Origin of the sequence: Pseudomonas sp. BJa5, from assembly GCF_030272875.2 — a bacterium.
Taxonomy (GTDB): Bacteria; Pseudomonadota; Gammaproteobacteria; order Pseudomonadales; family Pseudomonadaceae; genus Aquipseudomonas.
Window position 1 is genome coordinate 53,801 of sequence record NZ_JALRNG020000030.1, and the last position, 25,706, is coordinate 79,506.

Sequence of the window (25,706 nt, forward strand, 5' to 3'; positions counted from 1 at the left end):
CTCCAGGAACGGATCGCACTGGGGGACTGAGTCGTGATTGACCTGGAGAACTACTTCGAGATGGTGGCGGTCGTGATAGCACTGGTTGTTGATCTTGTGGCCATCTATCTGTACCGGGGTGGCGAGCCTTGATGAAAAGTTGCCTGGGTAGTTTGCCCAGCGGATTCCCCGGATTTGGGGAATCAATCTCATCTACCAGCACACTGACTGAACGATCAATCGATGATCGACGTCGTTATCCTGACCTCGCCGCCCCTGCAGGCAGGGCCTGCATTTCGTCGGCAAGCCCCGAACTTAGTGGCTCCAGACCGGTCCTAGAGGCATCCCAACCCTCGCCTTCTGGAGGCGTGTTCATCATGAAGAAAACCCTGGTAGCCGTGTTTGCCTGTGCTTTTGTGCTAGGAACAACGGCTGTATTACCTGATGGCCTCTCGCCTATCGGTTCGGCCTATGCCAAAGGTGGTGGCGGTGGCGGTGGCGGTGGTGGCGGTGGTGGCGGCCACGGTGGTGGCGGCGGTCACGGTGGTGGTCACGGTGGGGGAAATGGTGGCGGCAAGGGCGCAGGCGCAGGTGCTGGCGGCCATGCCGGGAAAAGCAACGGCATGGGCACGAGCGCTGAACACGCCGGCAGGTCGACGCGTGACCATGGTGTGAGCGGCAAGCACTATGGCAGCACCCGCAATGACGACAATGGACACGGCACCACCACCTCCGGTGTCGCCCATTCCAAGGATACCCGCGGCTTGTCCAAGGCGACTGCCGTCTCCGGGACTACGCCGGGTGACCACAATGCCAAGGGCTTGAGCCACGCAATGGAGTCCTCCAGCAAGAACGACCATTGAGTCGTCTTGCCTCAAAGGATGTCGTTACGCCCTTGCAATCGAGGACGGGGGCGTAACTGGCAAAAAGCCCGCCGAAGCGGGCTTCCTCACGGAGGGATCGGGAACGGCTTATGGTGTTGCGGTGCGCAGCCTGATGCCACTCATTTCGACCTTCTGGCCGACGGCAAAGGTTTGATGGGGCGTGCGCACCGTGGTCACTTCACCGGTGTCGCTTCGCACCGTGTAGGCGTGTTCTTGCTGCCCGGTTACCGACTGCACGCCCGATCCAATGAACCATCCTGCTCCTGCCCCCACCAGCGCCCCTATTGGGCCGCCTGTCGCTCCACCCACCAGCAGTCCCGTGCCTGCACCAAATCCAGATCCAACCGTGGTGTCACCTTCCTGGGAAATCACTTCATCAGCGATTGCAGCGCTTGCCCCGACGAGACACAGGCATGCGCTCAAGACAACAACCTTTAACGGTTTCATGCTGCCTCCCAATGGCAGGCAAGAGTACCTGCCATGCCGGCCAAACGAGCGGCCCGCATCGGCGCTGGGCCGTTCATCTGGCGCTTGGGTAAGCGTAGCAGCGAGCTGGCGATATCAGTGCTGGGCGGTTGTGCCTTCCAGCGTGCCTTGCCTTGGCGCCGTGGCGGCCAGTGCGCATGCTCCATGGTGGCAATTTGGGGTGGGATGGACTATTAACCAATAACCGGCATGGGGCCGGACAAAGGAGCTGGAATGAAAAATCCAATAGTCGACCATGGGTGGGCGAAGATCTCCGAAACTGGCGATAGCAGCCTGAAAGCCGCGCGGGAGAAGCTCTCGGCGGTAGAAGCCATCGAGCAGCGCATCCTGCAAACTGACGGGCTGGAAACTGCCGATCACATTCGCGCCCTTGGGGCCATCAAGCATGCCTTGAAGCGTTGTGTCGAGTTTCATGAAGGCGCGCCGGGCCTTACCGTACTTGACCTCTACATCAATTACGGCTTTGCGACACAAAAAGCGCTGGCGGAGGAATTGGCCATCGACCAGGAACCGGACTTCATCGACGTTTGATCAGCTCTGCATGGCCAGGAACGGCGTCTGATACATGCACGGATCGCCCCTCGAACTGCCGCGCTGGTGTTCGTGAAACCTCATGAGCTGGCGCGCAGGTCCTTCACTCCGTGAATTTTCTGGCGTAAAAACCTCTATATTGGAGGTGGTGTTCCCTGTTCACAGAGTATGGATATGTTGAAATTCAGATCATTGATCGCAATGCTTGCCAGCGTCGCCGTCGTCGCATCTTCGGCCACCGCCTTGGCCGACCCGGGCAATGGCCAGGGAAACGGCAAGGGAAACTCGCACAAGGCCCAGAGCCATGGCAATCAGGGCAACCCGGGGAAAGGGCAGGGTAGTGACCACAGCGACTTCAGCCATGGTCCGGGCATCGATCGTGGCAGTGTACTCAGCATACTGACCCGTTACCCCGACTACTGGAGCCCGGGCACCGCATTGCCGCCGGGCATCCGGAAGAACCTGGCAAGGGGCAAGCCACTGCCACCAGGCATTGCGAAAAAGCTCGATGGCAGGTTGATCGATCGGTTGCCGCACTACGATGGCTATCAATGGCAGCAGGCGGGCGTAGACCTGATCCTGGTGACCATCGCCACCGGTATCATTTACGAGGTGCTGAGCGGTGCGCTGGATTAGCATTTTTCGTTGATCGTCGAGTTCGTCGCCTCCAATTCCAAAACGAATGCAAACTATTCTCATATGGTTTGCGCTCGTGTAATCTCGCCGCCGCTTGGGCGCAACACCGGTTGCTGCCCGTTATCCGCGCAGGTTGGGGATGGAGATGGATCAAGTGAAAGGGGCTGCGGCGATTCTGCAATGGCGCATCAGGTTCCTTGGCGAAGGTGCACTGCCGGAGACGGCGTACGATGAGGCGCTGATGGCTGCGCAGCGGCTGGAGCAATCCGGTTCGGTCAGCGTCAGCGAATGGGTGGATATGGTCCGCCAGGCCAATGCGGCGCTGCTGCGCAAGGAATGAAGGGCCTGGCGCAGGTTGTAGCGTCTTGACGTGCGGCGACCCGGGGCTTATACAGGCGTCCCTTTTTGCCCCATGCTCCCGCAGGATCCGAAAATGAACGACGAGCCGGATATTCACGAACCCGAACACGATCACTTGCTCGATCATGAGTTCTATGACGTCGACCCATCGATGCAGGATGAGGCCGACCCGATGTTCGATCCTGTCGATGATGACGAAGGGGCTGATGACCTGGACGATGTGGATTGGGATGAGGGCGTCGATCTGTACGATGACCTGTGATCGATGGTAGGAGCGGGCTTGCCCCGCGATGCGATGTGTCTGACACACTGCGATCGCGGGGCAAGCCCGCTCCTACAAGGCCAGTTGCTCCTACTGCAATCGACTGTCTAGCGCCCATCCACCGAGAAGCGCCCCGCGCCGGTGATCGACAGCAATAGCAACCCTCCGCAAATGCTCAGGTTCTTGAAGAACTGTGTGCTGTTGGCCGCGCGTGCCGGATCCTCCATGGTCCAGAACGGATGGCCGATGACCGCCGTCCCGATCACGAACAAGGCCAACAGAAACGCCAGTGGCCGGGTGTAGAAACCGACGATCAGCAGGATGGCAACGAAGAACTCCATGACCACGGCAACCACGGCAGCCACCATGGGCATGGGGGCGCCTAGTGAGGTCAGGTAGTTCACGGTGCCGTCGAAGCCGGTCATCTTGCTCCAGCCGGACATGACGAACAGGATCATCAAGAGAATGCGCGCCAGCAGGATGATCACATCGCGCTGGTTGTCGAACAGGGTATAGCGCATGGCTGCCTTCCTCTGTAGTGGGGCAATTTCACCTTAGCAGCAGGTGATGGCCTTTGCGCGCCGGGCGACCTGGCAAAAATGACAGGTAGCAAAAAGGCGCCATAAAGGCGCCTTTTCACAGAAGATGGTGCGAGTGGCGGGACTCGAACCCGCAAGGCTCACGCCGGCAGATTTTAAGTCTGCTGTGTATACCAATTCCACCACACTCGCACTTGATCGGGGTTGGCCGTTGTATCCATGCCTCTCGCAATCAAGCGATCTTTATAACTCATCGTTATATTTGAGTCAACCGTGCGCCGCACTTCACTGCCCGCATTCGCCCTCCCGGGGAATCGCAAGCAGCGTATGCTGTCTATTCTTGATTACGTCTGCGATTCGCGTGGAGCGACCATGGGTTCTACCGAGCGTTCAACGATGCACGCCATGCACGACAGTCGCTACGAGCAACTGGTGCAGGCCGTGGTGGACTATGCGATCTACATGCTCGATCCCGGTGGTCATGTGGTGTCCTGGAATGCCGGTGCACAACGGATCAAGGGCTGGCGCGCCGAGGAGGTGATCGGCAAGCATTTCTCGCTGTTCTTCACCGAGGAAGACTGTGCCGAAGGCAAGCCGGACTGGCTGCTGCAGCGGGCCTTGAGCACTGGGGTCGCCCAGGACGAGGGCTGGCGCATGCGCAAGGACGGCACGCGCTTCTGGGCCCTGACGGCGATGGATGTGATCCGCGCGTCGGATGGCGAGATCATCGGCCTGGCGAAAATCACCCGTGACATCACCGACCGCCGTGAAGCCGCCCAGCAACTCGATGCCATGCGCGCGCAACTGTTCCAGGCGCAGAAGCTCGAAGCCCTCGGCCAACTGAGCGGCGGCGTGGCCCATGACTTCAACAACCTGCTGACGATCATCATCGGCTCGGCGCGGCTGGCCCTCAACAGCCGGGACCCGCAGCGCGTCCGGCGCTTGCTCGAACACGTGCTCGATGCCGGTGAGCGTGGCACTCAGATGACCCAGCAATTACTCAGTTTTGCCCGACAGAAGGCACTGAAGACCGCGCGCATCCAGTTGCCGGCACTGACCGATTCGATTCGACTGTTGATCGGGCAGGCACTGCCCAGAGGGGTCGAGTTGCAGATCCGCTTCGATGACGACCTGCGGGATGTCGAGGTCGATGGCGGGCAGTTGCAGATGGTCTTGCTCAACTTGATCTTCAACGCCCGCGACGCCGTTGGCGAAGAGGGCGTGATCGAACTGCTGGCCAGCAACTGCCGGTTCGATGGCGAGGTCGAGGACCTGCACGGCGACTTCGTGCGCCTCGATATCAGTGACAACGGCCATGGCATCGACGCCAAGGTGTTGCCAAGGATCTTCGAACCTTTTTTCACCACCAAGGCCTTCGGCAAGGGAACCGGACTGGGGTTGAGCCAGGTCTATGGTTTTGCCAAGCAGAGTAATGGTGCCGTGCGAGTGTCCAGCACGCCTGGCCAGGGCACCTGCATGACCCTGTACTTGCCGGCTTTCGAACCGGCCCCTGTTTCACCCCATTGAACAGGTACGCGCAAACGTGGAACAGCTCAAGCGTCTTGCCAGCGGTATCAGCGGCCTGGACGCCCTGCTCAAGGGCGGGCTGATCGTCGGCGCCTCCTACATCGTCCAGGGGCGGCCGGGCTCGGGCAAGACCATTCTGGCCAACCAGCTGGCCTTCCATCATGTCGGGCAGGGTGGGCGGGTGCTGGTCGCCACCATGTTGAGCGAATCCCACGAACGCTTGTTCCAGTACCTCTCGACCTTGAGTTTCTTCGACCCGCAGCTGGTCGGCGACCAGATCCAGTTCGTCAGTGCGTTCGACACACTGGAACGCGAGGGCCTGGATCAGGTGGTCAAGCTGTTGCGAGGGGAGATCAACCGGCACCAGGCCTCGCTGTTGATCGTCGACGGCTTGCTCACCGCCCGTTCGCGCGCCGAAACTTCGCTCGATACCAAGAAGTTCATTGCCGAGTTACAGGGGCATGCGGCATTTGCCGGTTGCACCGTGCTGTTCCTCACCAGCTCAAGGCTGGATGACGGCAGCCCCGAGCACACCATGGTCGATGGCGTGATCGAGCTGGGCGAAGAACGGGTGGGCAGCCGTTCGGTGCGCGCCATCCAGTTGCGCAAGACCCGAGGCAGCGATACCTTGGCGGGGCTGCATGAGTATGAAATCACCGGCGATGGGCTGGTGGTCTACCCACGCCTGGAGTCGCTCTACAGTCGCCCAAGCCATTGGGGCAGCGCCGAACTGACGCGGGTCGGCAGCGGCGTGCCTGCCCTCGATGAACTGCTGGACGGCGGCTTGCCCGGTTCATCGATGACCTTGGCCATCGGGCCCTCGGGCATTGGCAAGACGTCCCTGGGGGTGAGTTTCCTGGCGGGTGCTACGGTCGACGAGCCCGGGCTGCACTTCGGTTTCTACGAGACACCCCCGCGCCTGCGTCTGAAGGCGGCAGCCCTGGGCCACGACTTTGCGGCCATGGAGCAGGCTGGGGCGCTGCATATCGCCTGGCAGCCGACCACCGAAGGGCTGCTCGATGAGGTCGGTGCGCGCTTGTTGCACATGGTGCAGCAGCACGGCATTCGCCGGGTGCTGATCGACAGCCTGGGGGCTTTTGCCCGGTTGGCGACCAACCCGGCGCGGCTGAACGAGTTCTTCCGCGCCCTGACCGGTGAACTGCGCGCCCGTGATGTAACCGTGCTGGCGACCTGGGAGATGCGCGATATCTTCGGCTCGGAGATCAATGCCCCGGCGCCCGACCTGTCGAGCATCGTCGATAACCTGCTGCTGATGCGCTTTGTCGAACTGGAGTCGGAGCTCAAGCGCATGCTGTCGATCCTCAAGGTACGCGACAGTCACTACGACCCGGCGTTGCTGGAGCTGATCATCAGCGGCCAGGGCATCGACCTGAAGAAGGCCTTCACCCAGGCCACGGCGGTGCTGTCCGGTACCGCGGCGCCGGTGCCGGGCGCGTGAGCCTGCAGGTGTCGTGGTCATGAGCACGATTCTGGTGGTCGACGACGAATACCTGATCGCCGACATCCTGAGCTATGCCCTGGAAGACGTGGGTTTTGCGGTGGAAACGGCCAGCAATGGGCAGAAGGCCCTGGATTTTCTCAAGGAAAAACGGGTGGAGCTGGTAATCACCGACTACATGATGCCGCAGCTCAACGGGGTGGAACTGGCGCGCAGGATTCGCGAGGAACTGCAATTGCAGAGTCTGCCGTTGATGCTGATGAGCGGGGCCCAGGCTCATGAGGGGCGGGACAATCCGGACCTGTTCGTCGCGGTGTTCGACAAGCCCTTCGACATCGAGCAACTGATTGCCAAGGTCAAGGAACTGGTCGGCGCCCCCGAGTTGCCTTGACAGCAGTGCGACCGGCCAGCAGGGCCGGGGTGCTCAGCGTCAAGCGCATCCGTGCGTCGTGCAATCAGCGGGCGTCACTCGTGGTGCTCATCTCCTTTTTCCGGAGCCGGGCTACCGGCCTGGATGCGTTTGAAAATCTCTTCGCGGTGCACCTGGACATCTTTGGGTGCATCGATGCCGATCCTCACTTGCATACCTTTAACGCCCAGAATGGTGACTTTGATGTCATCGTTGATGACGATGCTTTCGCCAACCTTGCGGGTGAGTATCAGCATGTATTTCTCCTTGGTGTTGTAAGTTGCCCTGCAGGCCGTGTCCGCAGCAGCCAGGAACACGCAGTGCGCATCCCTCTTTTCCTTCATTAAAGACGCTTTCGCGGGATATTAATTCCCCCGAACACAGATTCTGTTGAGAGTCTTTAGTCGCAGGTGCCCGTGCGGGCGATCGAGCGCTGCACAGCAGCGAATGCTGCCAACACCCGCAAGCATAGGGGGGTTGAACGAATATGGGAAATTTCTGTGCAAATCAGCAGACTTAGGAACTTTTGGATCCCTTTTGCGGGGGCTGCAAGCCCGGGGGAACAACGCCAGGTTTAACGTTTGCGGTAGTGCCTCTGCCCAGCAATCGCGTCGAGTTTAACGTTTGCGACGTCATTCCAGGCCCGATGAGCTCAGCCCAGCAGCGCCACCGACTTGATTTGCGCCACCAGTTGCTGGCCGTTGTGCAGGCCCAGCTGATCGGCCGAGTAGCGGGTGATCCGGGCCAGCAGCACACTGCCGTCGGCATCGAGGCTGACCAGTACGTGGGCACTGTTGTCGGCCGGCCGGTAGCCGCTGACCCTGACCGGCAAACGGTTGAGGATGCTCGAGTGGGCCTCCGTGGCCAGGCTCAGGCTGACATCCCGGGCCTGTACCTTGAGTCGCAGGGCGGTGCCCAGGGCCAGCGGTTCGTGGGCCAGGCGCAGTTCGAGGTCGCTGCCCGGCAATTGCAGGCCAAGCAGCTGGTAGTGCGGATCGTAACGGCTGACCCGGCCCTCGATGATCACCCCGGCATCATCGCCCTGGGCCAGGGGCAGGTCGAGGCGGGCGAGGGTGGCGGCAATCGGGCCGCTGGCCTGGACCTTGCCCTGCTCCAGCAATACCAGGTGGTCGGCCAGCCGGGCCACTTCATCCTGGGCATGGCTGACGTAGACCAGCGGGATCTCCAACTCGTCGTGCAGGCGCTCCAGGTAAGGCAGGATCTCGCGCTTGCGCGGGCCGTCGAGGGCCGCCAGGGGTTCGTCCATCAACAGCAGTTGCGGGCTGCTGAGCAAGGCGCGGGCGATACCCACCCGTTGCGCTTCACCCCCGGAAAGGGTAGCGGGCTTGCGTTCGAGCAAGTGTTCGATGCCCAGCAGCGCACAGGCCTGGTCCAGGCTGACCTTGCGTGCCTGTGGGGCGATCCGCCGCCAGCCGAAGGTCAGGTTGCCGTGTACCGAAAGGTGCGGGAACAGGCTGGGCTCCTGGAACACATAGCCGACCGGGCGCAGATGCGGGGCCAGGAAATGCCCGCGCCGCGAGTCCTGCCAGATCTGCCCGTTGACTTCGATATAGGCCTCGGGGGCGCGCTCCAGCCCGGCCAGGCAGCGCAGGCAGGTGGTCTTGCCGGAACCGGAGTGGCCGAACAAGGCACTGATGCCGCGCCCTGGCAATTGCAGGTCGACGTCCAGTTCGAAGTCGTCACGGCTGACCTTGAGGCGGGCATGGATCATCTTGTGCATGGCTCAGCTCCAGGCCGACTTGCCACTGCGGCTGGAGTACAGCGCCAGCAGCACGAGGAAGGAGAACACCAGCATGGCCCCGGCCAGCCAGTGCGCCTGCAGGTATTCCATGGCCTCGACATGGTCGAAGATCTGTACCGAAACCACCCGGGTCTTGTCGGGAATATTGCCGCCGATCATCAGTACCACGCCGAACTCACCCACGGTGTGGGCAAAGCCCAGGATACTGGCAGTGATGAAACCGGGGCGGGCCAGGGGCAGCACGACATGGACGAAGCTGTCCCAGGGCGTGGCGCGCAGGGTCGCCGCCACTTCCAGCGGCCGCTCGCCAATGGCGCTGAAGGCGTTCTGCAGCGGCTGTACCACAAAGGGCATGGAATAGATCACCGAGCCGATCACCAGGCCGCTGAAGCTGAACACCACCGTGCCCAGCCCCAGCGCCTCGGTGGTCTGGCCGATCCAGCCATTGGGCCCCAGGGCCAGCAACAGGTAGAAGCCGATGACCGTCGGTGGCAGCACCAGCGGCAGGGCCACCACCGCGCCCACCGGCCCGCGTAGCCAGGAGCGCGTGCGCGCCAGCCACCAGGCGATGGGGGTGCCGACCAGCAACAGGATCAGGGTGGTCAGGCTGGCCAGTTTGAAGGTCAGCCAGATGGCACCCAGGTCGCTGGCATCCAATGGCATCAGATTTCGTACCCGTAGGACTTGATCACCGCAGCGGCCTTCGGCCCCTTGAGGTAGTCGACCAGTGCCTTGGCCGCCGGGTTGTCCTTGCCCTTGTTGAGGATCAGCGCATCCTGCTTGATCGGCTCATGCAGGCTGGCCGGGACGATCCAGGCCGAACCCTGGCTGATCTTGCCGTCCTTGTAGATTTGCGACAGGGCCACGAAGCCCAGCTCGGCATTGCCGGTGGAGACGAACTGATAGGCCTGGGTGATGTTCTGGCCCTCGACGATCTTGGCCTTGGTAGCGTCGGTCAACTTGAGCTTGTCCAGCACCTGGGTAGCGGCCAGGCCATAGGGGGCGGCCTTGGGGTTGGCGATGGCGAGGTGTTTGAAGGCGTTGTGCTTGAGGACTTCGCCTTTGTCATCGACATAGCCGTCTTTGGCCGACCACAGGGCCAGGGTGCCGATGGCATAGGTGAAGCGCGAGCCCTTGACGCTGTCGCCTTCGCTTTCCAGCTTGGCCGGAGTGCTGTCGTCGGCGGCGAGGAAGACTTCGAACGGCGCGCCGTTCTTGATCTGCGCGTAGAACTGCCCGGTGGCGCCATAGGCGGCGACCAGCTTGTGCCCGGTGTCTTTCTCGAAATCCTTGGCAATGGCCTGGATCGGCGCGGTGAAGTTGGCCGCGACCGCCACTTGGACCTCATCGGCCCAGGCACTGTTGAAGGTCATGAAAGTGGCCAGGGCGGCCAGGGCGAAACGGGGTGCGCACGTACTCATGAAACACAGCTCCAGGGACTGAGGGTTATCGTTATATACGCAACTATATAGCGATAACCCGACAGACGGGAAGTGCTGCTTCAGCGCTTGAGCTGGGCGAGGGTGTCGGCCGCCAGTTTGCGCGTCAGTTCAAAGGCCGACAGCGACTGGCCCCGGCCCAGGCGTAGCGCCTGCCCGGCCCAGAGATTGCTGAAGTCGCTGTTGCCGCGCGGTTCACTGATCGCCCGCAGGGGCATCAGTGCACCGCCGGCCAGGGGGAAGTGGGGCGCCAGTTCGCTCATCGGGCCCAGTTCATCCATGATCCGCGTCGTGATGCCGCGGGCCGGGCGACCGGTAAACAGGTTGGTCAGGGCCGTGTCGCTTTCCCGGGCGCTGTGCAGGGCCTGGCGATGAAAGGCCGACACCTTGGCCTCTGGGCAGAACAGGTAGGCGGTGCCCAGTTGCACCGCCGAGGCGCCCAGGGCCAGGGCGGCGACGATACCGCGATGGTCGCCGATGCCGCCGGCGGCAATCACCGGCACCTGCACGGCATCGACGATTTGCGGCACCAGCGCGAAGGTGCCGACCTGGCTGTTGAGGTCGGTGCTGAGGAACATCCCGCGATGGCCGCCGGCTTCACAGCCCATGGCGATGATCGCGTCGCAGCCGTTGCGCTCCAGCCACAGGGCCTCTTCGACCGTGGTGGCGCTGGAGATCACCTTGGCGCCGGTGGCCTTGACCCGCGCCAGCAGGCTCGCTTCGGGCAGGCCGAAGTGAAAACTGACCACCTCGGGCTTGAAGGCTTCGACCAACTGGCAACTGGCGTCGTCGAACGGCGCACGGTTGGAGACCGGCGTGGGCGCCTCGAAGTCGGCACCCAGTTCGTCATAGTAAGGCTTGAGCGCCTGTTTCCAGACCGCGGCCCGGGCCGGGTCGGGTTGTGGCGGGGTATGGCAGAAGAAATTGACATTCAGCGGGCCGTTGCTGGCCTGCCTGAAGGTCTGCAGCTCGGCGCGGATCTGTTCGAGGCTCAGGGTTGCACAAGGCAGGGAACCCAGGCCGCCGGCATTGCTGACCTCGATGGCCATGGCCGAACCGGTGGCACCGGCCATGGGCGCCTGCAGGATCGGCACATCAATGCCGAACAGATCAAGAAGACGGGTATCCGGCCATCGGCTCATGCCTGGGTTCCTTGTGCGGGGTGGTTACAGGGCCTTGCTCACCTTGACGTCGGTGATCTTGCGGGCATCTTCGCCGTGCAGTTTTTCCAGGGCGGCGCGGACCTGCTCCGGCGCATCGCTGCTGAGCTGGGCGAAGTCGAAACGGCGTTCGCCGTCGAGCTTGTACTTGATGACGTACTTGGTGGTCTGGTCCATGGGCTTATCTCAATTTCGACGACGAACGGCGGATGATCTTGATCTTGTGGGTGAAGGTCGGCTTGGTCACGGCCGACAGCGCCCTGGGGCCGACGGTGTCGATGGTGATGTTCCAGAACCCGGTGCTGGGCACGGTGATCTTCGCCGGAAAACGGTCGAACGCACCGCCGTGGTAGGTATGACGGCCGCCGTTCTTGAAGCTGCGGAAGTTGGCGTCGTTCATCAGGCGGATGTTGCAGCGCTGGGAACACTCGATGACGACGATGTCGTCTTCGTTGAGGTGTTCGCGCTGGTGTACGAATTTCATGTTGCTCTCCGCAATGGATCTTTCGGGCAAACTAAAACGATACCAGATTCGATGGTTGCGCTGTCGCCCTTCGTGGCGGATCCGCGATAAATCTGCCAATCCAGGGAGCAAAATGGCCCGGACGCGGTCTGAGTCTTTTTCCGTGGTGGAGGTGTAGCTTGATGAAGTGGGTTGTAGCAGCGTTGGCAGTCACGCTGGGCGGGTGTGCCAGTGTGTCGGAACTGGAGAGTACGCCGGAAACCATGAGCGTCATTTCCGGCAAGAAGCCCAAGGAGTACGCCGATTGCGTACAGCAGCAACTGGCTGAATCCCGTGGTCCGCTGACGGTCGAACCCTTTCATGAAGGCGGCGTGCGCCTGGTGGTACCACAAAAGGTCGGTGACGGGCCTGCCGCCGTGGTGGACATCAATGAGCGAGGTAGCGGCAGCAGCATCAAGCTGTACGAGCGCTTGAACAACTTCCCGCTGCGCCTGGGTGATGTGAAGACGGCAGCGACCGTTTGCATTTCCGGCTGAGGCCGTCTGTTCATCAGCCGAGTCAACCGTTTCAGCTGGCAAGTTGCCATTTTCGTTGTTGTAGCTCAGGACAGCTAGGCCTACTATCCATAGGCTTATAAACAATAAGTCTAAGCTTATAACAAGAGAATGGAGTCCGTGATGATCCCACTGGATCGCATCCTGATCAGTAGCCTGCTGCTGTGCTCAGCAGGTGCCGTTCATGCCGCAGATGGCCAGAAAGTCTTCAGCCAGGGCGGGCAGAACCCCGCCGCCATGGCGTGCCTGGGGTGCCATGGCGCCGACGGCAAGGGCATGGCCGCCGCCGGTTTTCCGCGCCTGGCCGGGTTGCCCGCAGCCTACCTGAGCAAGCAACTGCACGATTTTCGTGACGGCAGTCGCAAGAACCCGATCATGGAACCTTTGGCCAAGGCCCTCAGCGATGAGGAAATCCAGGCGGTCACCGCCACCCTGGCGGCCATGCCCGCCGAGCCTGTGGCCGATACCCGCCGGCAACAGATGGCCAGCGATGCCACCGAAAAACTGGCCCTGTACGGCGACTGGAGCCGCCAGCTGCCAGGCTGTGTGCAATGCCACGGCCCGGGTGGTGTCGGGGTGGGCGAGCACTTCCCGCCGCTGGCCCATCAGCCTGCTGCCTACCTGGTGGCACAGCTCAATGCCTGGCGCGACGGTAGCCGCCAGAACGATCCGAACCAGCTGATGGTGGGCGTGGCCAAGGCCATGAGCGATGAGGAAATCAAGGCGGTGGCCAACTATTTCGCCAGCCCCGCCAGCCAGGGAGGCAAGCCATGAAACTGATGATTTTCGGTGTCTTGTCCCTGGCCCTGGGCAATGCCCAGGCCGCCCCCATTGCCATGGACGACCAGTCGCAACTGCAGGTGCCGGCCGCCGGCAGCGCGCCGGCTTTCGTTCCGCCGGCGGAAAGCGAACTGCCGGACAATGCCTTCGGAAAGATGGTTCGCCAGGGCCACGCGCTGTTCGTCGACACCCGTCGGCTGATGCCGGACAAGGTCGGCAACGGCCTGAACTGCAGCAACTGCCACCTGGACCAGGGCCGCCTGGGCAATTCGGCGCCGCTTTGGGGCGCGTACCCCATGTACCCGGCCTATCGCAAGAAAAACGACAAGGTCAACACCTTTGCCGAGCGTATCCAGGGCTGCTTCCAGTTCAGCATGAACGGCACGCCACCGGCCGCCGACAGCCCGCAGATGACCGCGCTGTCGGTCTATGCCTACTGGCTGGCGAGCAAGGCGCCCATTGGCGTGGAAACGCCGGGGCGGGGCTATCCCGAGGTGCCGCAGCCCGCGCAAGGCTATGACTTCAAGCGCGGCGAGCAGGTCTACCAGCAGCAGTGCGCGATCTGCCATGGCGCCGAAGGCCAGGGCCAGAAAGTGGCCCAGGACTATGTGATGCCGCCGCTCTGGGGCAAGGACTCGTACAACTGGGGGGCCGGCATGCACCGGATCAACACCGCCGCTTCCTTCATCAAATACAACATGCCCCTGGGCAAGCCCGGCAGCCTGAGCGACCAGCAGGCCTGGGATGTCGCTGCTTTCATCAACCGCCATGAACGGCCCCAGGACCCGCGCCTGGTGGACGGTTCGGTCGAGAAAACCCGTCTCAAGTACCACGCCAACGACGGGGTCAACCTCTACGGGCAGACACTCGACGGCGTGCTGATCGGGCAGGGGACCGGCAAGTAGCGCAGGCTACACGGACATCCGTTCGATCAGCGCCCACAGGCGCGCATCCTCGAAATCCGCCACCACCAGCTGCGCCCCGGCCTCGAGCAGGGCTTCGGGCGCCTGGCTGGTGGACAGACCGACGGTGAAGACTCCGGCGCGGCTGGCGGCGGTTACCCCCGGTACCGAATCCTCGAAGGCCAGGGCATGGGGCGCCGGGGCCTGCAGGCGCTCAAGCGCGGTGAGGTAGGGCAGCGGATCGGGCTTGGCCCGGGGCAGTTCCTCGGCCACCAGCACGTGCCCGAAGCGTCCCTCCAGGCCCATGGCCGCCAGCATATGCACGGCATTGGCCCGTGGGGCATTGGTGACCACGGCCATGCCGATGCCGCGTTGCTCGGCATGGGCGAGCAGGCGCAGCAGTCCGGCGGTGGGTTCGAGGCTGGGCGACAGGGCGCGAAAGCGCGCTTCCTTGCGATCGGCGAACAGCAGGTGCTCGGCCAGCGGGCGGTCGGGGAACAGGTAGCGGCACAGTTCGGCGTTGGCCCGGCCGCTGATGTGGGCGTCGAACTGCGCTTCGGTCAGTTCCCGGCCGTCTTCGCGCAGCAGCTGTTGCATGGCCAGCAGGTGGAGCCTGTCGGTATCGGTCAGGGTTCCGTCGAGGTCGAACAGCAGGGCTTCAAGCATTGCGGGCATCCAGGCAAGGGCCGCTGATCATAACCCGATCGAGGGGGCTGGTCAGTGCGCACGGAAAAGAGTACAAATGTACTCCATGAACAGATTATCGCCCAAACGCAACGCCATCCTCGCCTTCATCCGCGAGCGCATCGCCGACCATGGCCAGCCGCCGAGCCTGGCCGACATCGCCACGGCCTTCGGTTTCGCTTCGCGCAGCGTGGCGCGCAAGCATATCCAGGCCCTGTGCGAGGCCGGCTTCATCGAGGTCACGCCCAACCAGGCGCGGGGCATTCGCCTGGCCGGGGCGCTGCGCCGGCCCGAGGTGCTGGAGATCCCGGTGCTGGGCCAGGTGGCGGCCGGCCGGCCGATCGGCCCGGACGTCGATATCCATGAGCAACTGATGCTCGATGCCCACTTGTTCAGCCGCTCGCCCGACTACCTGCTCAAGGTGCGCGGCGACTCGATGATCGACGACGGCATTCTCGACGGTGACCTGGTCGGCATTCGCCAGCAGGCCGAGGCCCGTGACGGGCAGATCATCGTCGCCCGCCTCGACGGCGAGGTGACCATCAAGCGTTTCGAACGACTCGGCTCCGGGCAGTACCGGCTGCTGCCACGCAACCCGGCCTATGCGCCGATCGAGGTCGGCCCCGGCCAGGACTTCGTCATCGAAGGCGTGTTCTGCGGCCTGGTGAGGCGCGGCTGATGGGCGCGGTGCTCAGCCTCGACGGCCTGCTGGACCAGCAGCGGGTCTGGAAGGGTCGCCCCCAGGCTCGGCCCCAGGGCCTGCAGCCCACCGGCCATGCGGCGCTGGATGCGGCGCTGCCGGGCGGGGGCTGGCCAGCCGGCGCCCTCACCGAGCTGTTGCTGGCCGCCGAAGGCTGTGGCGAGTTGCAGTTGCTCTGGCCGAGCCTGGCGCGGCTGACCGCCAGCGGCGAGCGGGTGGTGCTGGTTGCGCCACCGTTCATTCCCTACGCACCGGCCTGGCAGGCCGCCGGCGTCGACCTGCGCCAGCTGAGCCTGGTGCAGGCGGCGCCGGCCGAGGTGCTCTGGGCTGCCGAACAGTGCCTGCGCTCGGGCAGTTGCGGCGCGGTGCTGTGCTGGCCGCACAAGGCCGACGACCGTGCCTTGCGCCGCTTGCAGGTGGCCGCCGAAAGCGGCCAGACCCTGGCCTTCGCCTGTCGCCCGCAGCAGGCGGCGCTGAACCCTTCGCCAGCGGCGCTGCGCATTGCCGTGGATGCGCGCCCGGCCCAGTGGCGGGTGCTCAAGTGCCGTGGCGGGCTTGCCCCGGCCGCGCCCATTGCCTGCCCCGGGCGAGGCTGATGGGCCATGCTCTGGGCTTGTATCCTGCTGCCGCAGCTGGCGCTCGACGCCGTGCTGCGTGGCCGCGACGACCCCGACGAACCGCTGGTGCTGCTCAGCGGCCCGGCCCAGCGCCGGGTGCTGCAGGCGGTCAACCCGGCCGCGGCCGCCCTCGGCCTGCGCGCCGGCCAGCCGTTGACCACGGCCCAGGCGCTGGCCGGGCACTTCACCTGCGTCGAACATGACCCGGCGGCCATCGAGCCGTTGCAGCAACTGCTCGCCGCCTGGGCCTATCGCTTCAGTTCCCAGGTCAGCCTGCATTACCCGCGGGTGCTGCTCCTGGAGGTCGAGTCCAGCCTGGGCCTGTTCGGGCCGTGGCCTGCGTTCGAGGCGCGTTTGCGCGCGGAGCTGCGGGCCCTGGGCTTTCGCCACCGTATCGTCCTGGCCAGCAACCCGGTGGCGGCGCGCATGCTCGCCAACTGTCACGATGGCCTGGCGCTCGATGACCCCGAGCAGACCCGCGTCGCCCTCGAACAACTGCCCATCGAGCGGGTCGGTCTGCCGGCAGAGGCGGCCAGCGCCTTTGCGCGCATGGGCCTGCGCCGGCTCGGCCAGGTCATGGCGCTGCCACGCGAGGCCCTGGCCCGGCGCTTTGCCGCCGCCGTGCAGCTGCACCTGGATCGCCTGCTGGGCGTGCGGCCCATGGCGTTGGCCTTCTACCTGCCGCCCGATCGATTCGATGCTCGCCTGGAGCTGAACTTCGATGTCGAATCGCACCAGGCCCTGCTGTTTCCGCTGCGCCGGCTGATCAACGACCTGGCCGCCTTCCTGGCCGGCCGCGACTGTGGCGTGCAACGCTTTACCCTGCACCTGGAGCACGCCGAGGGGCCGGACACCTGCGTGGCGGTCGGCCTGTTGGCGGCCGAGCGCGACCCGCTGATGCTCTTCGAACTGGCCCGCGGCCGCCTCGAGCAATTGCAACTGGGCGCACCGGTGCGCAACCTGCGCCTGTTGGCCGACGACCTGCCGGCCTTCGTGCCGCAGCACAGCGAACTGTTCGACCCGCGCCCGCAGCAGAACCAGCCCTGGGAGCAACTGCGCGAGCGCTTGCGTGCGCGCCTGGGCGATGGCGCGGTGCGCAGCCTTGCGGCCGAGGCCGACCACCGCCCCGAATGCGCCTGGCGCCTGGACAGCGCGTCGAAGCCCGTGCCGACCCTGGCGGCGCCGCGTCCGGGTTGGTTGCTGGCCGAACCCCAGGCCTTGCCCGGGGTGGGGGTGACGCTGCTGACCGGCGCCGAGCGGATCGAATCCGGCTGGTGGGACGGCGGCGATGTGCGCCGCGATTACTACCGGGTGCAAACCCCGGCCGGGCTGTATGCCTGGGCCTACCGCAACCTCGGTGAGGACGGCCCCTTGTGGCTGCAGGGCTGGTTCGCATGAGCACGCCCCAGGGTTATGCCGAGCTGCACTGCCTGTCGAATTTCAGCTTCCAGCGTGGCGCCTCCAGCGCCCGGGAGCTGTTCGAGCGGGCGCGCCAGCAGGGCTACCGGGCCCTGGCGATCACCGACGAGTGCACCCTGGCCGGCATCGTCCGCGCCTGGCAGGCGGCCAGGGCCGTGGAGCTGGCGCTGATCGTCGGCAGTGAAGTGCGCCTGCATGACGGCCCCAAGCTGGTGCTGTTGGCCCAGGACCTGGCCGGCTACCAGCACCTGTGCCGGCTCATCACCCTGGGCCGGCGACGGGCGGAGAAGGGCGCCTACCGGTTGTTGCGCGAGGACTTCGACACCGCGCTGGACGGCCTGCTGGCCCTGTGGCTGCCCGAGGGTGACGAGCATGACCTGACCACAGGCGAATGGCTGCGCGAGCGCTTCGCCGACCGCCTGTGGCTGGCGGTGGAGCTGCACCGCGGCGCCGACGACGGGCTGCGCCTGCACCAGCAACTGGCCCTGGCCGCCGGGCTGGGTATTCCGGCGGTGGCTGCCGGTGACGTGCACATGCATGCCCGGGGCCGCCGCGCCCTGCAGGACAGCATGACCGCCATCCGCCATCACTGCACCGTGGCCGAGGCCGGGCAGCGCCTGTTCGCCAATGGCGAACGCCACCTGCGCCCCCTGGTGCAGCTGACCGAGTTGTACCCGCCGGCCTTGCTCGACGAAACCCTGCGCATCGCCGCACGCTGCCGTTTCGACCTGAGCCAGTTGCGCTACCAGTACCCCCGCGAACTGGTGCCCGCCGGCCAGACCGCCACGGCCTGGCTGCGCCACCTGTGCGAGCAGGGGCAGCGCTGGCGCTGGCCCGCAGGGACCGAGCAGAAGGCGCGCGATGCCCTGGAACATGAGCTGGAGCTGATCGCCGAGCTGAACTACGAGAGCTACTTCCTCACCGTCCACGACATCGTCAACTTTGCCCGGGGCCAGGGCATCCTCTGCCAGGGGCGCGGTTCGGCGGCCAACTCGGTGGTGTGCTACGTGCTGGGCATCACCGAGCTGGACCCGATGCGCAGCCACCTGTTGTTCGAGCGTTTCTTGTCCCGCGAGCGGGATGAACCGCCGGACATCGACGTCGACTTCGAGCACGAGCGCCGCGAAGAAGTCCTGCAGTATGTGTTCAGCCGCTACGGCCGCCACCGCGCGGCCCTGACCGCCGTGGCCAGCACCTACCATGCCGCTGGCGCGGTGCGCGACATCGCCCGGGTGCTGGGCCTGCCGGTGGCGCAGATCAACGCCCTGGCCGACTGTTGCGGACGCTGGAGCGATCGCCTGCCGGCGGCCGAACAACTGCGTGAAGCCGGCTTCGACCCCGACAGCCCCTTGCTGCGCCGGGTGCTGGCGCTGACCGGCGAGCTGATCGGCTTTCCCCGGCACCTGTCCCAGCACCCGGGCGGTTTCGTGATTTCCGAGCAGCCGCTGGACAGCCTGGTGCCGGTGGAGAACGCCGCCATGGACGGACGTACGGTGATCCAGTGGGACAAGGACGACCTCGACCTGGTCGGCCTGCTCAAGGTCGATATCCTCGCCCTGGGCATGCTCAGTGCCTTGCGCCGCTGCTTCGACCTCTTGTACCGCCATCGCGGTCGTGAACTGACCCTGGCAACGATCCCCGCCGACTGTGCCGCCACCTACGAAATGATCGGCCGCGCCGACACCGTCGGGGTGTTCCAGATCGAGTCGCGGGCGCAGATGGCCATGCTGCCGCGGCTCAAGCCGAAGAACTTCTACGACCTGGTGATCGAGGTGGCCATCGTCCGCCCCGGGCCGATCCAGGGCGACATGGTCCATCCCTACCTGCGTCGGCGGCAGAACCTGGAGCCGGTGAGCTACCCGTCACCGGCGCTGAAACAGGTGTTCGAGCGCACCCTGGGTGTACCGCTGTTCCAGGAGCAGGTGATGGAGCTGGCCATGGTCGCCGGCGGTTATTCGGCCGGCGAAGCCGACCAGCTGCGTCGGGCCATGGCCGCCTGGAAGCGTCACGGCGGCCTGGAGCCGCACCGCGAACGGCTGATTCGCGGCATGCTCGACAACGGCTACAGCGCCGAATTCGCCGAGCGCATCTTCGAGCAGATCAAGGGCTTTGGCAGCTATGGTTTTCCCGAGTCCCATGCCGCCAGCTTCGCCTTGCTGACCTACGCCAGTTGCTGGCTCAAGTGCCATGAGCCGGCGATCTTCGCCTGCGCGCTGATCAACAGCTGGCCCATGGGCTTCTACAGCCCCGACCAGATTCTCCAGGATGCCCGCCGCCATCGCATCGAGATTCGTCCGGTGGATGCCTGCCACAGCGACTGGGACTGCAGCCTGGAACCGGGGGCAGGGCAGGCCCTGGCCCTGCGCCTGGGCCTGCGGCAGATCCGCGGCTTTCGCGAGGCCGATGCCCGGCGCATCGAGCAGGCCCGCAGCGAACAAGCCTGGCGCGATGTCAGCGACCTGTGCCTGCGCGCGCAACTCGATGCCCGCGCCCGTGAGTTGTTGGCCGACGCCGGTGCCCTGCGCGGACTGGCCAGCGACCGTTACCGGGCGCGCTGGAGCGTGGCGGCGGTGCAGGCGCAGTTGCCGTTGTTCGCCGGTATCGATGCCCCGCAAGAGGCGCCGGTCGACTTGCCGCAACCGACGGTCGGCGAAGACCTGTTCGCCGATTACGCCAGTGTCGGCACCACCCTGGGGCCTCATCCGCTGACCCTGCTGCGCCGCCGCCTCGATGTCCTGGGCTGTCGCAGCTCCCGGGCGCTGGAGGCGGCCGAGCATGGCGACAAGGTCAGCGTGGCGGGCCTGGTGACGGGACGACAGCGCCCGGGGACGGCCAGTGGAGTGACCTTCGTGACCCTTGAGGATGAGTTCGGCAATGTCAACGTGGTGGTCTGGCGTGACCTCGCCGAGCGACAGCGCCGGGTCCTGGTGGGGGCGAGGTTGATGCGGGTGAGCGGGCGGCTTGAAAGTGAGAGCGGGGTGCGTCACCTGATCGCCCAGCGCCTGGAAGACCTCAGCGAGCTATTGCAGGGGCTGGATGTGCGCAGCCGGGATTTTCACTGAGAGAGTCCATCGCAGGCTTCGCCAGCTCCCACAAGAGCCGGTACCTGCAGCCCCCATCATTGTGGGAGCTGGCGAAGCCTGCGATGGGAGCAGAATCAGACCATCGCCAACCCCTGCTTGCGCGTCGGCGCCGGGAACGCCCGGTCGATGGCGCGCAGCTCTTCGCTGCTGAGGGTCAGGCTGGCAGCCGCGGCATTGCGGCGTACATGCTCCGGATCCACCGCCTTGGGAATGGCGATGACGTCGGCCTGGCGAGTGACCCAGGCCAGGCTCACCTGGGCCGGGGTGGCGCCATGCTGCTCGGCGATCTCTGCCAAGGTCGGGTGCTTGAGCAGGCGACCGGCCTGGGCCAGCGGGCAGTAGGCCATGGTCGGCAACTGGCGTTGCCGGCTCCAGGGCAGCAAGTCGAACTCGATGCCGCGCTGGGCCGGGTTGTACAACACCTGGTTGGTGGCGCAGTCGGGGTTGTGCAGCTCACGCAGGTCGTCGACATCGAAGTTCGACACCCCCCAACGACCGATCTTGCCCGCTTCGCGCAAGCGCTCGAAGGCTTCGACGGTTTCTTCCAGCGGGTACTGGCCACGCCAGTGCAGCAGGTACAGGTCGATGTAGTCGGTGCCCAGGCGCTTGAGGCTGCGCTCGCACGCGGCAGGCACGCCCTGGCGGCTGGCGTTGTGCGGGTAGACCTTGCTGACCACGAAGACCTGGTCGCGGCGCCCGGCAATGGCCTGGCCCACCACCTGCTCGGCGCCACCCTCGGCATACATCTCGGCGGTGTCGATCAGGCTCAGGCCCAGTTCGATGCCTTGCTGCAGGGCGGCCACCTCGCGGCTGCGCTGGCCCGGGTCTTCGCCCATGTACCAGGTGCCCTGGCCGATGGCCGGAACCGTTTTGTCGGCTAACTTCACTGTACGCATGTCACCTCCTGGGGGCGGGTATGTTCCTGCAGCACCTCGAGCAGCGCCTGGGCCGCTGCCGAGAGTTTATGGTCAGCCAGCAGGCTGACGCCAATGCGCCGTTCGATGCGCGGCTCGACCAGGGTCACGCAGCGCGCACCGAGCTCTTCCATCTGGCGGATGCACAGGGCCGGTACCGCACTGACCCCCAGGCCGTTGGCGACCATGCGGCCGATGGTCGACAACTGGTGGCTCTCGAAGGCCACCGCCAGCTTGCCGTGTTCGACCGCCAGGTGTTGCTCCAGCAACAGGCGCACCGCCGACGGCCGTTGCAGGGCGATGAAGTCCTCGGCCAGCAGTTCGCGCCAGCTGACCTGGGCTTGCCTGGCCAGGGGCGAGTCGGCCGGCACCACGGCGACGAAGCGTTCCAGGAACAGCGGCTTGAACAGCATCGGCTCGCTGGCCTCGGGCTCGAAGCCGATGCCCAGTTCCACCCGGCGATGGCGCACCAGTTCCAGCACCTGTTCGTTGATCACGTCGTGCACCGTGACATTGACCCGCGGGTAGCGTTGGCGGAAGACCTTGAGCGTCGCCGGCAGCAGGTTGCCGGCAAAGGCCGGCATGGCGGCGATGGACACCCGCCCCAGTTGCAGGGTGAAGCGCTGGCGCAGCAGTTCCTCGGTGTTTTCCCAGTCGGCCAGCAGTTGCCGGGCCAGCGGCAGCAGCACCTCGCCTTCGGGGGTCAGGCTGACGCTGCGGGTGGTGCGGCTGAGCAGGGCGCCGCCGAGGTTGTCTTCCAGGCCCTTGATGGTCAGGCTCAGGGCCGGCTGCGACAGGTGCAGGTACTCACCGGCCTGGGCGAAGCTCTGGAATTTGGCGACGGCGACGAAGGCGCGCAGCTGTTTGACGTTCATCGGCTTGGCTCTATTCTTTTGGAAAACAAATCAAATGATCATAAAAACAAAATTAACAAATAAGTCTAACGGGGTGAAGATGGCGCAAACGCTCGCCGACACCCCTGTCGGTTCAACAACTACAAAAGGCGGATCAGCATGGCCGGACTGGACAAGCGCGTAGCAACCTATGAACAGGCCCTTGAAGGCCTGACCGACAACATGACGGTACTGGCCGGTGGTTTCGGCCTGTGCGGCATCCCGGAAAACCTCATCAACGAAATCAAGCGTCGTGGCGTCAAGGGCCTGACCGTGGTTTCCAACAACTGCGGCGTCGACGGCTTCGGCCTGGGCGTACTGCTCGAAGATCACCAGATCCGCAAGATGGTCGCCTCCTACGTGGGCGAGAACGCCGAGTTCGAACGCCAGCTGCTCAGCGGCGAGCTGGAAGTGGAACTCACCCCGCAAGGCACCCTGGCCGAGAAAATGCGCGCAGGTGGTGCCGGCATCCCGGCCTTCTTCACCGCCACCGGCTACGGCACCCCGGTTGCCGAAGGCAAGGAAGTGCGCGAGTTCAATGGTCGCAAGTACATCCTCGAAGAGGCCATCACCGGCGACTTCGCCATCGTCAAGGGCTGGAAGGCCGACCACTACGGCAACGTGGTGTACCGCAACACCGCGCAGAACTTCAACCCGCTGGCCGCCACCGCCGGCAAGATCACCGTGGTCGAGGTCGAGGAGATCGTCGAGCCGGGTGTGCTGCTGCCCACCGAGATCCACACCCCGGGTATCTATGTCGACCGGGTGATTGTCGGCACCTTCGAGAAGCGCATCGAAAAGCGCACCGTCAAGGCCTGAGCCATCCCCAACAGAACAACAAAGAGATCCTGACCATGGCACTTACCCGCGAACAAATGGCCCAGCGCGTCGCCCGCGAACTCAAGGACGGCTACTACGTCAACCTCGGCATCGGCATTCCGACCCTGGTGGCCAACTACGTCCCGGCCGATATGGACGTGATGCTGCAATCGGAAAACGGCCTGCTGGGCATGGGTGAATTCCCCACCGAAGCGCAGCTGGACGCCGACATGATCAACGCCGGCAAGCAGACCGTGACCGCCCGTCGTGGCGCGTCGATCTTCAGCTCGGCCGAATCCTTCGCCATGATCCGTGGCGGTCACGTCGACCTCACCGTGCTCGGCGCCTTCGAAGTGGACGTGGAAGGCAACATCGCCTCCTGGATGATCCCCGGCAAGCTGGTCAAAGGCATGGGCGGCGCCATGGACCTGGTGGCCGGTGCCGACAACATCATCGTCACCATGACCCACGCCTCCAAGGACGGCGAGTCCAAGCTGCTGACGCGCTGCAGCCTGCCGCTGACCGGTGCCGGCTGCATCCGCAAGGTGCTGACTGACCTGGCGTACCTGGAGATCGAGAACGGCGCCTTCATCCTGCGCGAGACCGCGCCTGGGGTGTCGGTTGAGGAAATCATCGAGAAGACTGCCGGTAAGCTGATCGTGGCGGACGATGTTAAAGAGATGACGTTTTAAGTAAGCCTTTCGGGCCTCATCGCGGGGCGAGCCCGCTCCTACAGGAACCACGCATTCCTGGTAGGAGCGGGCTTGCCCCGCGATGAGGCCTTTGTCGTTTCAAATAAAACCAATAAAAGGATGTTCCCCGTGGCCGCTGATATTCAAGACAGCCGCTCCGCCCGCTTTGCCCTGCGTTGCTCGAACTGGGCCGAACGCTGGTTCCCTGATTCGTGGGTGTTCGCCGCCCTGGCGGTGGTACTGGTGTCCGTCGCCGCCCTGGCCATGGGCGCCAAGCCCCTGGACACGGCCAAGGCCTTTGGCGATGGCTTCTGGAGCCTGATTCCCTTCACCATGCAGATGGCCTTCGTGGTCATCGGCGGTTATGTGGTGGCCAGCTCACCACCGGCGGTCAAGCTGATCGACCGCCTGGCGCGCCTGCCGAAAAACGGTCGCTCGGCGGTGTGCTGGGTGGCGTTGATCTCAATGCTGGCGTCCTTGCTCAACTGGGGCCTGTCGCTGGTGTTCGGCGGCCTGCTGGTGCGCGCCCTGGCCCGTCGCAGCGAGCTGAAAATGGACTACCGCGCCGCCGGTGCTGCCGCCTACCTGGGCCTGGGCGCGGTCTGGGCCCTGGGCCTGTCGTCCTCGGCTGCGCAGTTGCAGGCCAACCCGGCCAGCCTGCCACCGTCGATCCTGGCGATCACCGGGGTGATCCCGTTCACCGAAACCATCTTCCTCTGGCAGTCCGGGGTGATGCTCGCCGCGCTGGTGGTGGTGTCGCTGGTGGTGGCCTATGCCACTGCGCCGGGGCCGGGCAGTGCCCGCAGCGCCGAAGCCTGTGGGGTCGACCCGAGCTTCTCGGCGCCACCGCCGCCGCAGCGCACGCGGCCGGGTGAGTGGCTGGAGTACAGCCCGATCCTGACCTTGCTGCTGGTAGTGCTGGCCGGCGGCTGGTTGTACAACGAGTTCGCCACCAAGCCTGCGATCCTGGCGATTTCCGGGCTTAACACCTACAACCTGCTGTTCATCATGCTCGGTGCCTTGCTGCACTGGCGCCCGCGCAGCTTCCTCGATGCCGTGGGCCGCGCCGTGCCGACCACCACCGGGGTGCTGATCCAGTTCCCGTTGTATGGCTCGATCGCCGCGATCCTCACCCAGGTCAAGGGCGTGGATGCGCAGACCCTGGCCCACCACATTTCCACCTTCTTCGTGCAGATCGCCTCCCACGACACCTACGCGCTGTTGATGGGCGTGTACTCGGCGGTGCTGGGCTTCTTCATCCCCTCCGGCGGTGGCAAGTGGATCATCGAAGCGCCGTACGTGATGCTGGTGGCCAATGACCTGCAGTACCACCTGGGCTGGGCGGTGCAGATCTACAACGCCGCCGAAGCGTTGCCGAACCTGATCAACCCGTTCTACATGCTGCCGCTGCTGGGCGTGCTGGGCCTGAAGGCGCGTGATTTGATCGGCTTCTCGTTCGTGCAGTTGCTGGTGCACATTCCCCTGGTGCTGGTCCTGCTCTGGGCCCTGGGCACCACCTTGCAGTACGTGCCACCGGTGATGCCGACCCCGGCCGGCTGACTGTGTCTGGCTGCGCGGGCCTCATCGCCGGCGCTACCGGCTCCCACAATGATTCTCGGCATGCCCCGGCCATTGTGGGAGCTGGCGAAGCCTGCGATCGACCGCGAAGCGGACGCATTCCAGGCCACGGCTGATGTGCTGGTTGTACTGGCCTCATCGCCGGCGCTGCCGGCTCCCACAATGATTCTCGGCA

The 25,706-nt window shown here is 64.7% G+C and carries 30 protein-coding genes and 1 tRNA gene; 18 read left to right on the top strand and 13 right to left on the bottom strand.

The genetic code is table 11. The features are described 5' to 3' along the window. Nucleotides 1-356 precede the first annotated feature (356 nt). Nucleotides 357-842 carry a hypothetical protein gene (locus tag M2D63_RS17485; protein ID WP_285864201.1) on the top strand — a complete coding sequence of 162 codons (486 nt, stop codon included), beginning with the start codon at nucleotides 357-359 and terminating at the stop codon, nucleotides 840-842. Between the two features lie 108 nt (nucleotides 843-950). Here the strand turns inward: M2D63_RS17485 and M2D63_RS17490 are convergent, their stop codons facing one another. Then, nucleotides 951-1,310, bottom strand: a complete 360-nt coding sequence (locus M2D63_RS17490) for a hypothetical protein (protein ID WP_285864202.1) — start codon at nucleotides 1,308-1,310, stop codon at nucleotides 951-953. 252 nt (nucleotides 1,311-1,562) lie between these two features. Here M2D63_RS17490 and M2D63_RS17495 point away from each other — a divergent pair, with 252 nt between their 5' ends. From M2D63_RS17495 to M2D63_RS17510, 4 genes are all read left to right on the top strand, one after another. Continuing rightward, nucleotides 1,563-1,880, top strand: a complete 318-nt coding sequence (locus M2D63_RS17495) for a hypothetical protein (RefSeq protein WP_285864203.1) — start codon at nucleotides 1,563-1,565, stop codon at nucleotides 1,878-1,880. A gap of 174 nt (nucleotides 1,881-2,054) precedes the next feature. After that, nucleotides 2,055-2,516 carry an anti-virulence regulator CigR family protein gene (locus tag M2D63_RS17500; protein ID WP_285864204.1) on the top strand — a complete coding sequence of 154 codons (462 nt, stop codon included), beginning with the start codon at nucleotides 2,055-2,057 and terminating at the stop codon, nucleotides 2,514-2,516. A 145-nt stretch (nucleotides 2,517-2,661) separates the two neighbouring features. Then, the gene (locus tag M2D63_RS17505) at nucleotides 2,662-2,856 is read left to right on the top strand and encodes a hypothetical protein (RefSeq protein WP_285864205.1); all 195 of its coding nucleotides are present in this window, start codon (nucleotides 2,662-2,664) and stop codon (nucleotides 2,854-2,856) included. A gap of 93 nt (nucleotides 2,857-2,949) precedes the next feature. Beyond that, nucleotides 2,950-3,138, top strand: coding sequence for a hypothetical protein (locus M2D63_RS17510; protein WP_285864206.1), 189 nt, complete (start codon nucleotides 2,950-2,952; stop codon nucleotides 3,136-3,138). A 107-nt stretch (nucleotides 3,139-3,245) separates the two neighbouring features. Here the strand turns inward: M2D63_RS17510 and M2D63_RS17515 are convergent, their stop codons facing one another. Next, nucleotides 3,246-3,659: a DoxX family protein gene (locus M2D63_RS17515; RefSeq protein WP_285864207.1), complete on the bottom strand. Its 414-nt coding sequence runs from the start codon at nucleotides 3,657-3,659 to the stop codon at nucleotides 3,246-3,248. 125 nt (nucleotides 3,660-3,784) lie between these two features. Then, nucleotides 3,785-3,869, bottom strand: a tRNA-Leu gene (locus tag M2D63_RS17520). Between the two features lie 180 nt (nucleotides 3,870-4,049). Here M2D63_RS17520 and M2D63_RS17525 point away from each other — a divergent pair. Genes M2D63_RS17525 through M2D63_RS17535 form a run of 3 tightly spaced genes read left to right on the top strand, consistent with a single transcriptional unit; the run spans nucleotide 4,050 to nucleotide 7,054 of the window. Beyond that, the gene (locus M2D63_RS17525; protein WP_405310456.1) at nucleotides 4,050-5,204 is read left to right on the top strand and encodes a nitrogen regulation protein NR(II); all 1,155 of its coding nucleotides are present in this window, start codon (nucleotides 4,050-4,052) and stop codon (nucleotides 5,202-5,204) included. Nucleotides 5,205-5,220: 16 nt separating this feature from the next. Further along, on the top strand, nucleotides 5,221-6,663 hold the full coding sequence (locus tag M2D63_RS17530) for an ATPase domain-containing protein (protein WP_285864209.1): 1,443 nt from the start codon (nucleotides 5,221-5,223) through the stop codon (nucleotides 6,661-6,663). Between the two features lie 19 nt (nucleotides 6,664-6,682). Continuing rightward, nucleotides 6,683-7,054: a response regulator gene (locus M2D63_RS17535; protein ID WP_285864210.1), complete on the top strand. Its 372-nt coding sequence runs from the start codon at nucleotides 6,683-6,685 to the stop codon at nucleotides 7,052-7,054. A 74-nt stretch (nucleotides 7,055-7,128) separates the two neighbouring features. Here M2D63_RS17535 and csrA read toward each other — a convergent pair whose 3' ends face one another. The 7 genes from csrA to M2D63_RS17570 form a co-directional block, all read right to left on the bottom strand. Next, nucleotides 7,129-7,329, bottom strand: a complete 201-nt coding sequence (gene csrA, locus M2D63_RS17540) for a carbon storage regulator CsrA (RefSeq protein WP_279843489.1) — start codon at nucleotides 7,327-7,329, stop codon at nucleotides 7,129-7,131. A gap of 395 nt (nucleotides 7,330-7,724) precedes the next feature. Beyond that, on the bottom strand, nucleotides 7,725-8,813 hold the full coding sequence (gene modC / locus M2D63_RS17545; protein WP_285864211.1) for a molybdenum ABC transporter ATP-binding protein: 1,089 nt from the start codon (nucleotides 8,811-8,813) through the stop codon (nucleotides 7,725-7,727). A gap of 3 nt (nucleotides 8,814-8,816) precedes the next feature. Continuing rightward, nucleotides 8,817-9,497 carry a molybdate ABC transporter permease subunit gene (gene modB / locus M2D63_RS17550; RefSeq protein ID WP_285864212.1) on the bottom strand — a complete coding sequence of 227 codons (681 nt, stop codon included), beginning with the start codon at nucleotides 9,495-9,497 and terminating at the stop codon, nucleotides 8,817-8,819. After that, a complete protein-coding gene (modA, locus tag M2D63_RS17555) occupies nucleotides 9,497-10,255 on the bottom strand; it encodes a molybdate ABC transporter substrate-binding protein (RefSeq protein ID WP_285864213.1) in 759 nt (252 codons plus the stop codon). Before modA ends, modB begins: the two co-directional genes overlap by 1 nt. Before the next feature lie 80 nt (nucleotides 10,256-10,335). Then, nucleotides 10,336-11,415, bottom strand: coding sequence for a nitronate monooxygenase family protein (locus M2D63_RS17560; RefSeq protein WP_285864214.1), 1,080 nt, complete (start codon nucleotides 11,413-11,415; stop codon nucleotides 10,336-10,338). A gap of 24 nt (nucleotides 11,416-11,439) precedes the next feature. Further along, entirely contained in the window at nucleotides 11,440-11,610 is a 171-nt protein-coding gene (locus M2D63_RS17565; RefSeq protein WP_285864215.1) for a hypothetical protein, read from the bottom strand. A 4-nt stretch (nucleotides 11,611-11,614) separates the two neighbouring features. Beyond that, entirely contained in the window at nucleotides 11,615-11,917 is a 303-nt protein-coding gene (locus M2D63_RS17570; RefSeq protein ID WP_285864216.1) for a DUF1883 domain-containing protein, read from the bottom strand. 161 nt (nucleotides 11,918-12,078) lie between these two features. Here M2D63_RS17570 and M2D63_RS17575 point away from each other — a divergent pair, with 161 nt between their 5' ends. From M2D63_RS17575 to M2D63_RS17585, 3 genes are all read left to right on the top strand, one after another. Then, the gene (locus M2D63_RS17575) at nucleotides 12,079-12,432 is read left to right on the top strand and encodes a hypothetical protein (protein WP_285864217.1); all 354 of its coding nucleotides are present in this window, start codon (nucleotides 12,079-12,081) and stop codon (nucleotides 12,430-12,432) included. Between the two features lie 141 nt (nucleotides 12,433-12,573). Further along, nucleotides 12,574-13,224 carry a cytochrome c gene (locus M2D63_RS17580; protein ID WP_285864218.1) on the top strand — a complete coding sequence of 217 codons (651 nt, stop codon included), beginning with the start codon at nucleotides 12,574-12,576 and terminating at the stop codon, nucleotides 13,222-13,224. Further along, nucleotides 13,221-14,135 carry a c-type cytochrome gene (locus M2D63_RS17585; RefSeq protein WP_285864219.1) on the top strand — a complete coding sequence of 305 codons (915 nt, stop codon included), beginning with the start codon at nucleotides 13,221-13,223 and terminating at the stop codon, nucleotides 14,133-14,135. Before M2D63_RS17580 ends, M2D63_RS17585 begins: the two co-directional genes overlap by 4 nt. Nucleotides 14,136-14,141: 6 nt before the next feature. On the opposite strand, the gene M2D63_RS17590 is transcribed toward M2D63_RS17585, so the two are convergent. After that, the gene (locus M2D63_RS17590) at nucleotides 14,142-14,798 is read right to left on the bottom strand and encodes an HAD family phosphatase (protein ID WP_285864220.1); all 657 of its coding nucleotides are present in this window, start codon (nucleotides 14,796-14,798) and stop codon (nucleotides 14,142-14,144) included. Between the two features lie 76 nt (nucleotides 14,799-14,874). Between M2D63_RS17590 and lexA the strand changes: the two genes are divergently transcribed. Genes lexA through M2D63_RS17610 form a run of 4 tightly spaced genes read left to right on the top strand, consistent with a single transcriptional unit; the run spans nucleotide 14,875 to nucleotide 20,614 of the window. Then, nucleotides 14,875-15,495, top strand: coding sequence for a transcriptional repressor LexA (lexA, locus tag M2D63_RS17595; RefSeq protein WP_285864221.1), 621 nt, complete (start codon nucleotides 14,875-14,877; stop codon nucleotides 15,493-15,495). Then, nucleotides 15,495-16,112, top strand: coding sequence for a translesion DNA synthesis-associated protein ImuA (imuA, locus tag M2D63_RS17600; protein WP_285864222.1), 618 nt, complete (start codon nucleotides 15,495-15,497; stop codon nucleotides 16,110-16,112). Before lexA ends, imuA begins: the two co-directional genes overlap by 1 nt. 6 nt (nucleotides 16,113-16,118) lie before the next feature. After that, the gene (locus tag M2D63_RS17605; protein ID WP_285864223.1) at nucleotides 16,119-17,531 is read left to right on the top strand and encodes a DNA polymerase Y family protein; all 1,413 of its coding nucleotides are present in this window, start codon (nucleotides 16,119-16,121) and stop codon (nucleotides 17,529-17,531) included. Next, nucleotides 17,507-20,614, top strand: a complete 3,108-nt coding sequence (locus tag M2D63_RS17610) for an error-prone DNA polymerase (RefSeq protein ID WP_285864224.1) — start codon at nucleotides 17,507-17,509, stop codon at nucleotides 20,612-20,614. Before M2D63_RS17605 ends, M2D63_RS17610 begins: the two co-directional genes overlap by 25 nt. A 95-nt stretch (nucleotides 20,615-20,709) precedes the next feature. Here the strand turns inward: M2D63_RS17610 and M2D63_RS17615 are convergent, their stop codons facing one another. Continuing rightward, a complete protein-coding gene (locus M2D63_RS17615) occupies nucleotides 20,710-21,531 on the bottom strand; it encodes an aldo/keto reductase (protein ID WP_285864225.1) in 822 nt (273 codons plus the stop codon). Beyond that, complete coding sequence (locus tag M2D63_RS17620; RefSeq protein ID WP_285864226.1) at nucleotides 21,519-22,424, bottom strand: LysR family transcriptional regulator; 906 nt, start codon at nucleotides 22,422-22,424, stop codon at nucleotides 21,519-21,521. The genes M2D63_RS17615 and M2D63_RS17620 overlap by 13 nt, the downstream gene beginning before the upstream one ends. Before the next feature lie 138 nt (nucleotides 22,425-22,562). On the opposite strand from M2D63_RS17620, the gene M2D63_RS17625 reads away from it, so the two are divergent. From M2D63_RS17625 to M2D63_RS17635, 3 genes are all read left to right on the top strand, one after another. Next, the gene (locus M2D63_RS17625; RefSeq protein WP_285864227.1) at nucleotides 22,563-23,261 is read left to right on the top strand and encodes a CoA transferase subunit A; all 699 of its coding nucleotides are present in this window, start codon (nucleotides 22,563-22,565) and stop codon (nucleotides 23,259-23,261) included. A gap of 35 nt (nucleotides 23,262-23,296) precedes the next feature. Further along, on the top strand, nucleotides 23,297-23,953 hold the full coding sequence (locus M2D63_RS17630) for a CoA transferase subunit B (RefSeq protein ID WP_285864228.1): 657 nt from the start codon (nucleotides 23,297-23,299) through the stop codon (nucleotides 23,951-23,953). A 120-nt stretch (nucleotides 23,954-24,073) separates the two neighbouring features. Next, a complete protein-coding gene (locus tag M2D63_RS17635) occupies nucleotides 24,074-25,513 on the top strand; it encodes a short-chain fatty acid transporter (RefSeq protein WP_285864229.1) in 1,440 nt (479 codons plus the stop codon). Nucleotides 25,514-25,706: the final 193 nt, after the last annotated feature.

Excerpts from the sequence above, each read along its gene's own strand:
- M2D63_RS17485 (WP_285864201.1), top strand. The coding sequence starts at position 357 with ATGAAGAAAACCCTGGTAGCCGTGTTTGCCTGTGCTTTTGTGCTAGGA.
- M2D63_RS17490 (WP_285864202.1), bottom strand. The coding sequence starts at position 1,310 with ATGAAACCGTTAAAGGTTGTTGTCTTGAGCGCATGCCTGTGTCTCGTC.
- M2D63_RS17495 (WP_285864203.1), top strand. The coding sequence starts at position 1,563 with ATGAAAAATCCAATAGTCGACCATGGGTGGGCGAAGATCTCCGAAACT.
- M2D63_RS17500 (WP_285864204.1), top strand. The coding sequence starts at position 2,055 with ATGTTGAAATTCAGATCATTGATCGCAATGCTTGCCAGCGTCGCCGTC.
- M2D63_RS17505 (WP_285864205.1), top strand. The coding sequence starts at position 2,662 with ATGGATCAAGTGAAAGGGGCTGCGGCGATTCTGCAATGGCGCATCAGG.
- M2D63_RS17510 (WP_285864206.1), top strand. The coding sequence starts at position 2,950 with ATGAACGACGAGCCGGATATTCACGAACCCGAACACGATCACTTGCTC.
- M2D63_RS17515 (WP_285864207.1), bottom strand. The coding sequence starts at position 3,659 with ATGCGCTATACCCTGTTCGACAACCAGCGCGATGTGATCATCCTGCTG.
- M2D63_RS17525 (WP_405310456.1), top strand. The coding sequence starts at position 4,050 with ATGGGTTCTACCGAGCGTTCAACGATGCACGCCATGCACGACAGTCGC.
- M2D63_RS17535 (WP_285864210.1), top strand. The coding sequence starts at position 6,683 with ATGAGCACGATTCTGGTGGTCGACGACGAATACCTGATCGCCGACATC.
- csrA (WP_279843489.1), bottom strand. The coding sequence starts at position 7,329 with ATGCTGATACTCACCCGCAAGGTTGGCGAAAGCATCGTCATCAACGAT.
- modC (WP_285864211.1), bottom strand. The coding sequence starts at position 8,813 with ATGCACAAGATGATCCATGCCCGCCTCAAGGTCAGCCGTGACGACTTC.
- modB (WP_285864212.1), bottom strand. The coding sequence starts at position 9,497 with ATGCCATTGGATGCCAGCGACCTGGGTGCCATCTGGCTGACCTTCAAA.
- modA (WP_285864213.1), bottom strand. The coding sequence starts at position 10,255 with ATGAGTACGTGCGCACCCCGTTTCGCCCTGGCCGCCCTGGCCACTTTC.
- M2D63_RS17560 (WP_285864214.1), bottom strand. The coding sequence starts at position 11,415 with ATGAGCCGATGGCCGGATACCCGTCTTCTTGATCTGTTCGGCATTGAT.
- M2D63_RS17565 (WP_285864215.1), bottom strand. The coding sequence starts at position 11,610 with ATGGACCAGACCACCAAGTACGTCATCAAGTACAAGCTCGACGGCGAA.
- M2D63_RS17570 (WP_285864216.1), bottom strand. The coding sequence starts at position 11,917 with ATGAAATTCGTACACCAGCGCGAACACCTCAACGAAGACGACATCGTC.
- M2D63_RS17575 (WP_285864217.1), top strand. The coding sequence starts at position 12,079 with ATGAAGTGGGTTGTAGCAGCGTTGGCAGTCACGCTGGGCGGGTGTGCC.
- M2D63_RS17580 (WP_285864218.1), top strand. The coding sequence starts at position 12,574 with ATGATCCCACTGGATCGCATCCTGATCAGTAGCCTGCTGCTGTGCTCA.
- M2D63_RS17585 (WP_285864219.1), top strand. The coding sequence starts at position 13,221 with ATGAAACTGATGATTTTCGGTGTCTTGTCCCTGGCCCTGGGCAATGCC.
- M2D63_RS17590 (WP_285864220.1), bottom strand. The coding sequence starts at position 14,798 with ATGCTTGAAGCCCTGCTGTTCGACCTCGACGGAACCCTGACCGATACC.
- lexA (WP_285864221.1), top strand. The coding sequence starts at position 14,875 with ATGTACTCCATGAACAGATTATCGCCCAAACGCAACGCCATCCTCGCC.
- imuA (WP_285864222.1), top strand. The coding sequence starts at position 15,495 with ATGGGCGCGGTGCTCAGCCTCGACGGCCTGCTGGACCAGCAGCGGGTC.
- M2D63_RS17605 (WP_285864223.1), top strand. The coding sequence starts at position 16,119 with ATGCTCTGGGCTTGTATCCTGCTGCCGCAGCTGGCGCTCGACGCCGTG.
- M2D63_RS17615 (WP_285864225.1), bottom strand. The coding sequence starts at position 21,531 with ATGCGTACAGTGAAGTTAGCCGACAAAACGGTTCCGGCCATCGGCCAG.
- M2D63_RS17620 (WP_285864226.1), bottom strand. The coding sequence starts at position 22,424 with ATGAACGTCAAACAGCTGCGCGCCTTCGTCGCCGTCGCCAAATTCCAG.
- M2D63_RS17625 (WP_285864227.1), top strand. The coding sequence starts at position 22,563 with ATGGCCGGACTGGACAAGCGCGTAGCAACCTATGAACAGGCCCTTGAA.
- M2D63_RS17630 (WP_285864228.1), top strand. The coding sequence starts at position 23,297 with ATGGCACTTACCCGCGAACAAATGGCCCAGCGCGTCGCCCGCGAACTC.
- M2D63_RS17635 (WP_285864229.1), top strand. The coding sequence starts at position 24,074 with ATGTTCCCCGTGGCCGCTGATATTCAAGACAGCCGCTCCGCCCGCTTT.